Source organism: Inediibacterium massiliense (assembly GCF_001282725.1).
In the GTDB taxonomy this organism is placed as follows: Bacteria; Bacillota; Clostridia; order Peptostreptococcales; family Thermotaleaceae; genus Anaerophilus; species Anaerophilus massiliensis.
Map to the genome: position 1 here is coordinate 209,400 of NZ_LN876587.1, position 12,879 is coordinate 222,278.

The following is a 12,879-nucleotide window of genomic DNA, read 5'->3' on the forward strand; positions in this document are numbered from 1 at the left end:
TACAAATTATATTTTATCTGATATAATTCTTATATGTTTGCGGGGGAACTAGTTGTAGTTGAGAAGGTTAAAACCTAACCCTTTGAACCTGTTAGTTAACACTTACGTAGGGAAGCAAATCATTTAGGATACTTGTATATGATTAGAGTGCTTTCCACAGAGGATTGTACTCTATTTTTTTAACCCATAAAATTAAATATTATTATTTGCGGGGGAACTAGTTGTAGTTGAGAAGGTTAAAACCTGACCCTTTGAACCTGTTGGTTAATACTTACGTAGGGAAGCGAATCATTTACAAGATTATTTTGTATTGGATTAAAGGGTGCTTTCCTGTAAAGGAAAAGCACCTTATTTTTTTATAATACATAGGAAATTATAGATTTGTAAATAATCTTATAATTTTTGTTATGCATTTCAAAAGAGTTTAAAAAAGGAGGTAGTTTTATGAAAAAGGTACTGACGATTGCAGGATCAGATTGTAGTGGAGGGGCAGGAATACAAGCAGATTTAAAGACTTTTTCAGCCCATGGGGTATTTGGTATGAGTGTAATTGTTTCAGTGGTAGCGGAGAATACAAGCCGTGTAATTGACATACAGGATGTTACTCCTGATATGATAAAAAAGCAAATGGATGCGGTATTTGAGGATATTGAGGTAGATGCTATAAAAATTGGTATGTTGTCTACGCCTCTTTGTATGAAGGCTGTAGTAGAAAAGCTTCAGGAGTACAAGCCACGCAATGTTGTAATTGATCCTGTGATGTATGCAAAAAATGGTTGCCCTTTAATGAATCCTAATGCTATAGAAACATTGATAGAAGTTGTACTTCCTATGGCAGATTTACTGACTCCAAACATTCCAGAAGCTGAAAAAATATCAAATATTAAGATAAGTAATACAAAGGATATGGAAACAGCGGCAAAGCTTATTTATGATATGGGTTGTAAGAATGTTTTGGTAAAAGGTGGTCATGCCATTGGAGATGCACTAGATGTTTTATATGATGGAAAAGATTTTTATCATTTTGAAACAGAACGTATTGATACAAAAAACACACATGGGACAGGGTGTACTTTTTCTTCAGCCATTGCTTCTAATCTTGCTCTTGGTATGTCAATGTCACAAGCGGTTCAGCAGGCAAAAAAATATATTACAACAGCAATCAAACATTCTCTTGCTATAGGAAAAGGTCATGGACCTACACATCATTTTTATGATTTGTATAAAAATGGTTTACAAACAAAGTAAATAGTAGTTTTTCGGATTTGATTTTAAATAAAAGAAAGGGATGAAATAATCATGAATTATTTAACAAAAGAGTGTATGGACTTGATAGATGATGTAAGAACAAAAACTCCGCTTATACATAATATTACCAATTATGTAACAGTAAATGATTGTGCAAATGCTGTTTTAGCAATGGGAGCATCGCCTATTATGGCAGATGATCTATCAGAGGTAGAGGAAATAGTATCTATTTCTTCAGCACTGGTTATAAATATCGGAACATTAAATCAAAGAACCATAGAATCTATGATTACAGCAGGAAAAAAAGCAAACACACTACAGATACCTGTAGTTGTAGATCCTGTTGGAGCTGGAGCTTCCTCACTTAGAAACAAAGCTACAAGAGAAATTCTTTCACAAGTTAAAATTGATGTACTTCGTGGAAATTTATCAGAGGTATCTTTTGTAGCAGGGTTAAGTGTTTCTACAAAAGGTGTGGATGCAGCTAAGGAGGATCAAAAAAATGATGCAACAGATATTGCAAAAATGGTAGCTGACAAGCTCTCTTGTGTAGTAGGGATTACTGGAGAGGTAGATACTATTTCTGACGGTGTTAGAGTTGCTAAAATAGCAAACGGCAATCAATTGATGACTAAAGTAACAGGGACAGGGTGTATGACCTCTGCCATTGTAGGTAGTTTTTGTGGTGTAACAAAAGATTATTATACCGCTACGGTTGCAGGGATTGCATCAATGGGAATTTCAGGGGATCTTGCATATGAAAAAGCAGGAGCAGTGGGTACAGGTAGTTTCCATATTGGAATCATTGACGCTTTATCCAATATGAATAGGGATTGTTTTGTAGAAAGGGCGAAAATAGATGAAACAAAATATTGATTATACGTTATATCTTGTGACAGATAGAAATTTAATGAGTACACAAAAATTGGAAACTGCCGTAGAACAAGCTATATTAGGGGGATGTACTCTGGTACAATTACGCGAAAAAGATTGTTCATCTCTAGAGTTTTTCGAAACTGCTGTAAAGATCAAAAAAATTACAGATTGTTATGGTATACCACTGATTATTAATGATCGAATTGACATTGCATTGGCAGTAGACGCTGATGGAGTACATATTGGGCAAAGTGATATACCTGCAAAAATTGCAAGAAAATTGATTGGAAATGATAAAGTTATGGGTATATCTGCTTCTACCCTTGAAGAAGCAATAGAAGCACAAAAAAATGGGGCAGATTATCTTGGGATTGGAGCAATGTTTACAACAGGGACAAAGACAGATGCAAAATTTACCCCAATGGAAGAGCTTATGAGAATACGAAAAAGCATTTCTTTACCTATTGTAGCGATTGGAGGAATCAATAAAACTACTATTACTGCATTTAGAGGAACAGGTATTGATGGAGTTGCAGTAGTCTCTGCTATTATTTCTCAGTCTAATATAAAATCAGTAACCCAGGAATTAAAGGATCTATTTACGAAAGAAAACAATAGATAATAAAGAAAGCATATAATTTTTAGTGTAAAGAATTGTGCTTCAAAAAGGTAGGCATTTAATACAAGTGCCTACTATTTTGATTTATAATGAATATGAGCATGTTATATAATACCATATGAGAAAAGATATTTTTAGGAGTGTTGTATATGAATAAGTCACCAATGATAAAAGATTTATATGAATCAGAGGTTCTGATAGAGGAAAAAATGGATGATAGTATTGTGTTTAAGATGAGAAATCATAATGGAGAAGGGACCATGACAAGTTATGAAGTATTTCCGGGGATAAAACTCATTTATAATGACATCCATATGGAACAATGTATTCATAATAAGCGTATGGAAGAGGATACAATGGAAATTAATCATTGTAGAGAAGGAAGATTTGAATGTGAATTTTTAAATGGTACTTATATTTATTTAGAAGAAGGGGATTTAGCTGTGAATATGCTCAGTAATATAACTAAAATTTCACATTTTCCTTTGGCACATTATCATGGAGTTTCTATTGTTATTCATCTTCAGGAAGCGAGTCAATTTATATCTCCTTTACTTAATGAACTGACTATTGATTTGTATGAACTTAGAGATAAACTTTGTTTTGAAAATAGATGTTTTATTATGCGTGCGAAGGACTCTATACAGCATATTTTTAATGAACTTTACTCTGTGCCAAATGAATTAAAATTTGGCTATTTTAAGGTTAAAATAATGGAGTTGTTTCTTTTTTTAATGTCGTTTGATTTAAAAGATCAATGCGAAAAAAGAAGATATTTTCAAAAAAACCAAGTGGATATTATTAAAGAAATGAAAAAATATATGACAGAAAATATGGAAAAGCATTTTACATTAGAAGAATTATCTGAAGGATTTAATATTTCAGTGACTGCTATGCAACAATGTTTTAAAGGAGTTTATGGGACCTCTATCTATGCATATATGCGTTCATATCGAATGAAAGTGGCGGCTAAGATGCTTCGTCATAGTCATGATAGTGTGACAGTTATAGCTTTAAAAGTAGGCTACGAAAATTCTAGTAAATTTTCAGCAGCTTTTAAAGCGGTGATGAATATCACACCTTTAAAATATAGAAAAACTTATCACCTAAATGGAGCAAATCTGTTAAACCAGAGTGGAAAAGAAAAACTTAAATGACTATAATACTGTTTTGTAGGGTGATTGAGAATGATTATAAGTTCCATTTAAAAAGGAGGATTTAAAATGAATGAAAAAAAGGAAAACCCATTAATACGATTATTATCCTTTGCATCACAATGCAAGGGCAAAATGATTGCTTCTGTAATATTTGCAATCATAGGTATTGCAGGTGGTATGGTACCTTATTTTTCTATAGCCCACATAACAGTAGATCTTGTTGAAGATCATTATACGGTGCAAGGTATGACATTTGCAGTTTTTATAGCTTTGATTGGATATACCATAAAAGTCTTATGCAATTTAATATCTACTTCTTTATCTCATGAGTCAGCATATAGTATTATTCAAAATATTCGAACTTCTATAACTAAAAAATTATCGAAGGTTCCTTTAGGATATGTGCTTAATAGACCATCTGGTGAAATGAAAACGATTATAGTAGATACGGTTGAAAAATTAGAGCCACCTCTTGCGCATCTCATTCCTGAAATGACGTCTAATCTTTTGGTACCAATATGTATTTTAGTTTATTTGTTTTATCTTGATTTTAGAATTGCATTGATTGCATTGATTACCATTCCTATGAGTATTATTTTTTACATACCTTTGATGAAAAAATATGCATATTATTATCCTAAAAATGTAGAGACTGGAAATGATATGAATGCTCAAGTGATAGAGTATGTAAATGGAATAGAAGCTATTAAAGCATTTAATCAGTCAGCTGCTTCTTATAAAAAATATTCAGATTCTGTAAAGCATAGCTGTGATGCTATAACAAAATTTTTCATAAAAACCTTATTAGAATATACAGCTGTTATGAATATTATGCCATCTACACTTCTTTTCGTTCTTCCAGCAGGACTATATTTCTATATGAATCAAACTTTGAGTTTAGCTACATTCATTACTTGTATTATCTTATCCTTTGGATTGGGTGGGCCTTTGATTCATGCTATGAAATATACAGATAATATAGCATCTATGGGAACGGTAATTCATGAAGTATGTGAAATACTTGATGCAGAGGAAATGAATCGTCCAATAGAATACAAAAAATTAATAGATTATAAGATCAAATTTAAAGGTGTTACTTTTGGATATAATGATACAGAAATTCTTCATAAAGTATCCTTTGAAACTATACCTCATGGAATGACTGCTATCGTTGGACCATCTGGCTCTGGAAAATCAACTGTGGCTAAACTTATGGCAAGCTTTTGGGATTGCAAAGATGGAAAAATTACAATTGGAGGCATAGATGTAAAAAATATTTCATTAAGTCAGATTAGTGATGTGATTTCTTATGTATCTCAAGATAATTTTTTATTTAATTTATCTATAAAAGAAAATATACGAATTGGTAAAAAAAATGCAACAGATGAAGAAATAATAGAGGCAGCAAAGAAAGCTAGTTGTCATGAATTTATTATGTCACTAGAAAATGGATATGATACTTTAGCAGGAGAGGGAGGAAATCATTTCTCAGGAGGGGAAAGACAACGTATCTCCATCGCAAGAGCCATTTTGAAAAATAGTCCAATCATTATTTTAGACGAAGCAACGGCTTATACAGATCCAGAAAATGAGGCAATTATTCAAGAGTCTATATCAAAACTAGTAAAAGGAAAGACTTTAATTGTTATTGCTCATAGGTTGTCTACTATTTCTTCAGCAGATCATATTGTTGTAATGAATCAAGGTAGCGTAGTAGCACAGGGAAAACAAAAAGAATTACTTTTGAAATGTCCTTTATATAAAGATATGTGGCAAGCTCATATTGATGCTAAAGATACAGATTCTATAGAAAGGAGGAAATGTTATGCTTAAGACAGTGAAGAGATTATTGAACTTTGCAGGAAAATATAAAAACAAATTGATTCAGTCTATCATAATCCAGGTCATTTATTCTATTTGTGAAGCGATACCGATTCTTGTCATTTTATACAGTTTAAATTGTATTATTATGGCAAAAGAGCAGGGAACAAATATTACAATGAAAACAATAGGGGTTGCATTTTTCATGATGCTTATAAGTGTAATAGGTAGAATTGTATTTGGATATGTTGGAAATAGCAAAATCAGTATGGGTTGTTTTTATATGTGTTCGGACAAAAGAATAGAAATTGGCGATAGGTTAAAAAGAATGCCTATGGGGTATTTTAATAAAAATCGTTTGGGAGAAATTGCATCGACCGTTACAACAACTATTGGAGATATAGAAGTAATGACAGGAGATGCCATGACAAATGTGATTGTAGGGATTGTTCATGCTGTAGTGATTACGATGATGATTACATTTTTTAACTGGAAAATAGGAGCTCTTTCCATTTCAGCTATTGTATTAGGGTTATTTGTAAACTCTATATTGCAAAAAAAGAGTATGGCTATTTCACCCAAAAGACAACAAGCTCAAAGAGGTCTGGTAACTGCCATATTAGAATATATACAAGGGATAGCTGTAATCAAATCCTATGGATTGGGAGAAAAGTCAAACCGTGCTGTAGATGAGGCTATTGAAGAAAGTCGTAATCGTAATATAAGACTTGAAAGTATTTTTACAAAATTAGGAGCAATCTATAGCTATATATTTAAAATTGCTTCATGTGGGATGATTTTATTAGCTGGTTATCTGTTTAGAGGAGAAGAATTGTTACTTATTCACACTTTGGGAGTGATTATTTCAAGTTTTGTTACCTATTCATATATTGAGACAATAGGAATCAATACTTCTATATTACAGTTGATCGATAGTAGCATAAATAAAATTGAAGAAGTTGAACATACACCTCTTATGGATGAAAATGGAACAGAAATTCAACCCAATAATTATAATATAGAATTCAAAAATGTATCTTTTTCTTACGACACAAGAAAAATAATTGATCATATAAGTCTTACGATTCCACAAAATACAACAGTGGCTATTGTAGGCCCATCTGGGGGAGGGAAGAGTACACTATGCAATTTAATTGCAAGATTTTGGGATGTAGACGAGGGAGAAGTTTTGTTAGGAGGGCATAATGTAAAAGAATATACGGGAGAAAGTTTACTCAAAAATATTAGCATGGTATTTCAAAATGTATATTTATTTCAAGATAGTATTGTAAATAATATTAAGTTTGGACGTCCAGAAGCTACAATGGAAGAAGTGATAGCAGCAGCAAAAAAGGCAAGATGTCATGAATTTATTATGAATTTACCAAATGGATATGATACGGTTATAGGTGAAGGTGGGGGAAGTTTGTCTGGTGGAGAAAAACAAAGAATATCCATAGCAAGGGCAATTTTAAAGGATGCTCCCATCATTATTTTGGATGAAGCCACATCAAGTGTAGACCCAGAAAATGAACAACAGCTACAGCGCGCTATAGAAGAGCTGACAAAACAAAAGACTGTAATTATGATTGCCCATAGACTTTCTACTGTTAGAAATGCAGATCGTATATTTGTATTAAGTAGTGGACGAATTGTAGAGGAAGGAAAACATGAAGAGTTAATGGAACAAAATGGAATTTATCATGAATTTATTCAAATCAGGAGAAAAGCAATAGGTTGGAACTTGTAAAAAAGGAGCCAAAAAGGGACGGTTAAGCAATATTAGTAGAAATGAATCTACAATATTCACCGTCCTTTATTTTTTATTTTAAAGTATTCCAAATAAGATAAAACCAATGGTATTGATGGAAAAATTGGCACACATATGAACAAACCAAGAAGTATAAATAGTATTACTTTTTTCATTGAGCCAATTAAATAAAAGTCCTGCAATAAATAAGCTTATAATTAATAAAACAAATAGTAGAGGGGTAAACCATTTTGACATAATGGCTATATGATATAAAGAAAAAGCAGATGCACTAAACATATAAGAAATTTTTTTAGTAGTGAATTGTTTTAAGGTTAAAAAAGCAAAGCCACGAAAGAAAAATTCTTCTAAAAATGAATTGATGAAAGAAATATAAAGAGATACAAAGACAAAATTATTTTTAGTTACACCAATTTTGTCTTCTAAAGTAGTGGTTACATTAGAAAAATCAAAATACTTCCCTATGGTAAAGTACGCACCAATAATAAAAAAATATACTCCAATACCCAAAAGTAAAGAAAAAAGAATATTTTGTTTACGAAAGCGAAACAGATTATACAAAGTAATCTGATGATAGTAGTAATAACCAAAAGGGATCATTAAAAATAAAAATAGTTTGATAATAGATTTGATAGCATAGTTAGGGGAAAGTACACCATCGATCCATGCCATGATGAAACAACTTAGTAAAATAAGAATCATAATGTATAAATGATTTTTTTTATTGATCATCCATTTTCCCACCTTTAAACTGGAAATTAATAAATTTATTTTATATTGTATCATTTTGATCATATTTTTGAAATGAAATTAAGAGATAAGTACCTGAAATAGGTGCCTATTTTCTTTATGATGACATGTTAAAGTCTGTAGTGATTGAATCATTTATACGTATAGCTTGATATCAAAATATGTTTGTGTTAAAATAATTTGACAAAATATGTAGATAAAAATAGGTTGAATGATATTTCATGAAAAGGGAAGTTGGGTGTAAATCCCACGCGGTACCGCCGCTGTAAAAGAGGAGTTTTCTTCTAGGATGCCACTGTTTCATAATGGGAAGGCTGAAGAAAATAATGATCCTTAAGCCAGAATACCTGCCTATTTTTTGCACTGTAACTCTACGAGTAATAGGGGGTGTCGATTGTAGCTTATGAGATACATGTAACTCTTTAACGACTTGTAGTTAAGGAGTTTTTTTATTGCAAGAGGAGAATCTTAGGAATATGAGTACATTGTTTAACAATTATTTATTTGAAAAAGTTAGTTTAGGAGGCATATATGAAAAAATATTTAAATTGGAAAAAAGTAATAGCAACAAGTGTTATAGGATTAATCTTAGGAATGTCACTATCAGCATGTTCTAGTAACAATCAAACAACATTTAATAATGAGCAGAAAGCTGTAGAAAGTAAAGATGACAAATTTACTCCTTTTGAGCTTGAAACTTATCATACAGTTGTACAGTATACAAAAGTTCCACAAAAAGTAGTAAGTTTCAATACTCATACTACAGAAAATTTATTTGCATTAGGATTAGAAGATAAGATCATTGGAACATCTTTTAAGAGTGGAGAAATACTTCCAAAATATCAGAAGAAATTTGACAAAATACCAGTTCTAGCAGAAAAATATCCTTCAATGGAAGCTTTGCTCGGAGCAAACCCTGATTTTGTATACGGAAGAAGTTCTGCTTTTGAAGAAAAAGGTGCGGGAACTGTTCAAGATATGTTAGATAATGGAATAATTGCATATGTTTCAAAGGCTACTTATACAGAAGGAGCTACAATAGAAGATACATATGAAGATTTTTATAACTTGGGAAAGATTTTCAATGTAGAGGATAGAGCAGATAAAATAGTAAATCAGATGAAAACTAAAGTGAAAAAAGTACAAGAACAAACCTCAAAAGTAGATGAAAAGCTTAGAGTTTTTGTATATGACAGTGGAAGCGATCAAGCGTATACAGCGGGTAAAAGTCTTGAAAGCAATATTATTGAACTTGCTGGTGGACAAAATATATTTTCTGATTTAAACAAGACATGGGAAAAGGTTAATTGGGAAGCTGTTGTACAACGAAATCCTCAATGTATTATTATAAATGATTATGAAGAGGTATCTGCTGAAGAAAAAATAAAATTTTTGAAGAGTAATGCAGCACTAAGTGGTATAGATGCAATAAAAAATGACAATTTTGTAGTGGTACAATTACCAAGTGTATTTACTGGAATTAGAAATGCAGATGCAGTAGAAAATTTGGCAAGGGAATTTTATCCGGATTTATTTTAGATGGTAGGTGAAATAATTGACAAGCATTTTCAGAGAAAAGACATATCTGGTTATTGCAGGATTGTTTGTGGCTATGATTTTGTCAATGATATTTTCTATTGGAATTGGCCCTGTACAAATTGATTTTATTGATGTTTGGAGAATAATATTTTATAGACTAGTGGGAAATATAGATATACAACAAATGAATAGCAATGTTGAACGCATAGTATGGTATTTAAGACTTCCTAGAGTAATACTAGGTGCTATTGTTGGAAGTGGACTAGCTATAGGAGGAATGAGCATACAGGCTTTTACTAAAAACCCTCTATCAGATCCGTATATATTAGGCGTATCATCAGGGGCATCCACAGGAGCAGTTTTGGTATCGCTTATGGGAATACTTAAAAATTTTGGGGTCTTTGCTATGCCAATAGGTGCTTTTACAGGATCTTTAATATCAATAGTTCTGGTTTATTGGTTATCAAGAACCAAGCAAGGAATATTACCTATTAGACTTATTCTTACAGGACTAGCAGTATCTTCAATTTTTTCTGCATTTACAAATTATTTGATCTATAGTTCTAATAATGAAAGCGGAATCAGAAATGCGGTATTTTGGATGATGGGTGGACTGGCAGGGTCTAAATGGGAATATATTCCTATTCCTATGGTAGTACTTATGATATCTATTTTAATTACATTTTCTTTAAGTAATGCATTAAATGTGATGTTAATTGGTGAGCAGACAGCAATAGTATTAGGAATAAATATAAAACTGATAAGAACAATAATAGTTTTAGTTTGTGCATTACTCACAGGAACATTAGTTTCTATAAGTGGTTCAATAGGTTTTGTAGGATTAATAGTACCTCATATTGCAAGAAGTTTTGTAGGATCAGATCATAGAAAAGTACTTCCAGTTTCTGCGCTCTTAGGAGCTTTGTTGTTAATCTGGGCAGATGTTGTAGCTAGAATGGTTGTAGCACCACAAGAATTACCTATAGGAATAGTTACTGCACTTACAGGAGGGCCATTTTTTATATGGTTACTTCAACGTAATAAATATTCATTTGGAGAGTGAATCATATGTACCTAAAAATTGAGAATCTTGACTATGAGATAGAGGATAAAAAGATATGCGATACAATTAGTGTTTATGTCAAGAAAGGAGAATTTGTAGGCATAATAGGTCCTAATGGGAGTGGAAAATCTACTCTTTTGAAAAATATATATAAAGTACTAAAGCCTAAAAGAGGAACTATTTATTTAAATCATCATAATCTACTTAAGCTTTCAAATAGAGAAGTAGCTCAACAAATGGCGGTTGTAGCACAAGAGAATAATATAGCATTTGATTTTAGTGTGAGAGATATAGTTTTAATGGGGAGATATCCTACCAAAAAGTTGTTTGAGGGAAGCAATCATGAAGATATAGAAATTGCAAAAGATGCATTAAAAAAAGTAGGAATGGAGAATATAGAGGACAAAAGTTTTTCAAAGCTTTCAGGAGGAGAAAAACAAAGAATATTAATAGCGCGTGCAATGGCGCAGAAAACAGAATTTTTGATACTCGATGAACCTACGAATCATCTGGATATAGGTTATCAGATCAAAATACTTAAATTCCTTAAAAAATTACAAAAGACAATTGTAATATCTTTGCATGATCTGAATATGGCAGCTGAATATTGTGATAGGATATATGCAATAAAGGATGGAAGAATCGTAAAAAGTGGAACTCCAAATGAAGTTTTAAATGCAGAGTTGATTAAAGAATTATATGGAGTTGATGTTGAGATAGAGACACACCCAAATACTAAAAAAATTAAAATAAGTTATGTATTATCTTAAAATTGATGAAGTATTTCAAAATAATAGAATACTACTGGATCATGTTTGTGAAATGAAATTATGAGATAAGTACCTAAAATAGGTGCTTATTTTTTTGCGATGATATAGTGGAATGTAAACAATATGAAAAACATGAAAGAATCTTAAAAAATGAAGGATTTGAAGTAATTCGTGGAAGTCATTAAAGTGTGGGACGGTTAAAGAGTATCAATAATAAAATATCAATTATAAGAACTACTCCTAAAAGAAGAAAGGAGTAGTCTTTGTGGTTAAAGTATTTGTTTTAAGAAAAATTTGACAATAATATGAAAAATAGATATAATCAGTCGATCAAAAGTTTTTAAGTTAAAAAAGTAATAGAAGTGAATGGGTTAGATGAGGAGGGGACAAATGGGTCTATCTTATATTGCATTAATGATGAGAATGCTTTTGATGGCTGTTGAAAGAATTGTAGTAAGATTATTAGGAAACAATGATGAAGACAATTATAGCAATATTGCTGCAAGTTTTTTGTTTTTCTTTATAGGAGGTTTATTTTTACTGCCATTTAATTTATTTGTAAAAGTAGAAGGACTTAAATTTTTACTGCCTTGTTATATAAGTAGTTTGATATATTCAGTAGGATTTGTAGCGTATGTAACTGCCTTAGCTACAGGGGAAGTTTCTCTTGTGACACCTATTCATAGCTTAAATTCATTGTTCCTGATGATATTATCTTTTTTATTTTTAGGAGAAATGATTACCATCCAGAAAGTGCTTGGAGTAATTATTATGATTTTGGGATTATCCATATTAAAAAGAATAGGATCACCACTTAAATCTATTTTATTTATTCTTCACAATAAGCCATGTAGATGGATGCTCTTATTTGTAATATTGCAATCTTTAGGAAGAATAATAGATAAATATTTTTATGTATCTTCTTCACCAATTATTTATTCTACAGTTTTGTATTTTTTTATTGCACTGAATATATGGATTTTTCTATTCATAAAAAAGAAGCAAAATTATATTTATAAAGTATTTCATGCTAAAAAAGGAATATCTATTATTAGTGGGGCCATTAATGGTTTTGCTTATCTGTTTTTATTGATCGCTCTAAATCATATAGAACTTAGTATTGCAGAACCTTTTACGCAAGTATCTATGATTATTACTATGGTTCTTTCTTATATATTTTTTAAAGAAAATATTAAAGAAAAGATACCAGGCTCCATTTTAATACTGGTAGGAGCTTGGTTATTGTTGTGGAATAAATGATGGGT

Annotated in this window: 11 protein-coding genes and 3 riboswitches; of the genes, 10 read left to right on the forward strand and 1 reads right to left on the reverse strand. The window is 31.4% G+C overall.

Translation table 11 applies throughout. The annotated features are described in order from the left end of the window. Nucleotides 1-31: 31 nt before the first annotated feature. A riboswitch (TPP riboswitch) is annotated at nucleotides 32-131 on the forward strand. A gap of 69 nt (nucleotides 132-200) precedes the next feature. Beyond that, a riboswitch (TPP riboswitch) is annotated at nucleotides 201-300 on the forward strand. Nucleotides 301-444: 144 nt separating this feature from the next. The 6 genes from thiD (at nucleotide 445) to BN2409_RS09580 (ending at nucleotide 7,471) form a co-directional block, all read left to right on the forward strand. Then, nucleotides 445-1,248: a bifunctional hydroxymethylpyrimidine kinase/phosphomethylpyrimidine kinase gene (thiD, locus tag BN2409_RS09555; RefSeq protein WP_053956411.1), complete on the forward strand. Its 804-nt coding sequence runs from the start codon at nucleotides 445-447 to the stop codon at nucleotides 1,246-1,248. A 51-nt stretch (nucleotides 1,249-1,299) separates the two neighbouring features. Next, a complete protein-coding gene (gene thiM / locus BN2409_RS09560) occupies nucleotides 1,300-2,124 on the forward strand; it encodes a hydroxyethylthiazole kinase (protein ID WP_053956412.1) in 825 nt (274 codons plus the stop codon). Next, a complete protein-coding gene (thiE, locus tag BN2409_RS09565; RefSeq protein ID WP_053956413.1) occupies nucleotides 2,108-2,746 on the forward strand; it encodes a thiamine phosphate synthase in 639 nt (212 codons plus the stop codon). Before thiM ends, thiE begins: the two co-directional genes overlap by 17 nt. Nucleotides 2,747-2,892: 146 nt before the next feature. Continuing rightward, on the forward strand, nucleotides 2,893-3,900 hold the full coding sequence (locus BN2409_RS09570) for a helix-turn-helix domain-containing protein (RefSeq protein ID WP_053956414.1): 1,008 nt from the start codon (nucleotides 2,893-2,895) through the stop codon (nucleotides 3,898-3,900). Between the two features lie 66 nt (nucleotides 3,901-3,966). Next, nucleotides 3,967-5,733, forward strand: a complete 1,767-nt coding sequence (locus BN2409_RS09575) for an ABC transporter ATP-binding protein (RefSeq protein ID WP_053956415.1) — start codon at nucleotides 3,967-3,969, stop codon at nucleotides 5,731-5,733. After that, nucleotides 5,726-7,471, forward strand: a complete 1,746-nt coding sequence (locus BN2409_RS09580) for an ABC transporter ATP-binding protein (protein WP_053956416.1) — start codon at nucleotides 5,726-5,728, stop codon at nucleotides 7,469-7,471. The genes BN2409_RS09575 and BN2409_RS09580 overlap by 8 nt, the downstream gene beginning before the upstream one ends. 78 nt (nucleotides 7,472-7,549) lie before the next feature. Here the strand turns inward: BN2409_RS09580 and BN2409_RS09585 are convergent, their stop codons facing one another. Beyond that, nucleotides 7,550-8,224, reverse strand: coding sequence for a CPBP family intramembrane glutamic endopeptidase (locus BN2409_RS09585; RefSeq protein WP_053956417.1), 675 nt, complete (start codon nucleotides 8,222-8,224; stop codon nucleotides 7,550-7,552). Between the two features lie 205 nt (nucleotides 8,225-8,429). Further along, a riboswitch (cobalamin riboswitch) is annotated at nucleotides 8,430-8,611 on the forward strand. A 162-nt stretch (nucleotides 8,612-8,773) separates the two neighbouring features. On the opposite strand from BN2409_RS09585, the gene BN2409_RS09590 reads away from it, so the two are divergent. The 4 genes from BN2409_RS09590 to BN2409_RS09605 all read left to right on the forward strand — a co-directional run bounded on the left by BN2409_RS09590 (nucleotide 8,774) and on the right by BN2409_RS09605 (nucleotide 12,874). Continuing rightward, a complete protein-coding gene (locus BN2409_RS09590; protein WP_053956418.1) occupies nucleotides 8,774-9,781 on the forward strand; it encodes an ABC transporter substrate-binding protein in 1,008 nt (335 codons plus the stop codon). 16 nt (nucleotides 9,782-9,797) lie between these two features. Beyond that, a complete protein-coding gene (locus tag BN2409_RS09595; RefSeq protein WP_199872994.1) occupies nucleotides 9,798-10,844 on the forward strand; it encodes a FecCD family ABC transporter permease in 1,047 nt (348 codons plus the stop codon). A 5-nt stretch (nucleotides 10,845-10,849) separates the two neighbouring features. Beyond that, the gene (locus tag BN2409_RS09600; RefSeq protein ID WP_053956419.1) at nucleotides 10,850-11,614 is read left to right on the forward strand and encodes an ABC transporter ATP-binding protein; all 765 of its coding nucleotides are present in this window, start codon (nucleotides 10,850-10,852) and stop codon (nucleotides 11,612-11,614) included. A gap of 390 nt (nucleotides 11,615-12,004) precedes the next feature. Then, nucleotides 12,005-12,874, forward strand: coding sequence for an EamA family transporter (locus BN2409_RS09605; protein WP_053956420.1), 870 nt, complete (start codon nucleotides 12,005-12,007; stop codon nucleotides 12,872-12,874). Nucleotides 12,875-12,879 lie beyond the last annotated feature (5 nt).

What these genes read in the sequence shown, in the direction of transcription:
- thiD (WP_053956411.1), top strand. Translation starts at nt 445, where the DNA reads ATGAAAAAGGTACTGACGATTGCAGGATCAGATTGTAGTGGAGGGGCA.
- thiM (WP_053956412.1), top strand. Translation starts at nt 1,300, where the DNA reads ATGAATTATTTAACAAAAGAGTGTATGGACTTGATAGATGATGTAAGA.
- thiE (WP_053956413.1), top strand. Translation starts at nt 2,108, where the DNA reads ATGAAACAAAATATTGATTATACGTTATATCTTGTGACAGATAGAAAT.
- BN2409_RS09570 (WP_053956414.1), top strand. Translation starts at nt 2,893, where the DNA reads ATGAATAAGTCACCAATGATAAAAGATTTATATGAATCAGAGGTTCTG.
- BN2409_RS09575 (WP_053956415.1), top strand. Translation starts at nt 3,967, where the DNA reads ATGAATGAAAAAAAGGAAAACCCATTAATACGATTATTATCCTTTGCA.
- BN2409_RS09580 (WP_053956416.1), top strand. Translation starts at nt 5,726, where the DNA reads ATGCTTAAGACAGTGAAGAGATTATTGAACTTTGCAGGAAAATATAAA.
- BN2409_RS09585 (WP_053956417.1), bottom strand. Translation starts at nt 8,224, where the DNA reads ATGATCAATAAAAAAAATCATTTATACATTATGATTCTTATTTTACTA.
- BN2409_RS09590 (WP_053956418.1), top strand. Translation starts at nt 8,774, where the DNA reads ATGAAAAAATATTTAAATTGGAAAAAAGTAATAGCAACAAGTGTTATA.
- BN2409_RS09600 (WP_053956419.1), top strand. Translation starts at nt 10,850, where the DNA reads ATGTACCTAAAAATTGAGAATCTTGACTATGAGATAGAGGATAAAAAG.
- BN2409_RS09605 (WP_053956420.1), top strand. Translation starts at nt 12,005, where the DNA reads ATGGGTCTATCTTATATTGCATTAATGATGAGAATGCTTTTGATGGCT.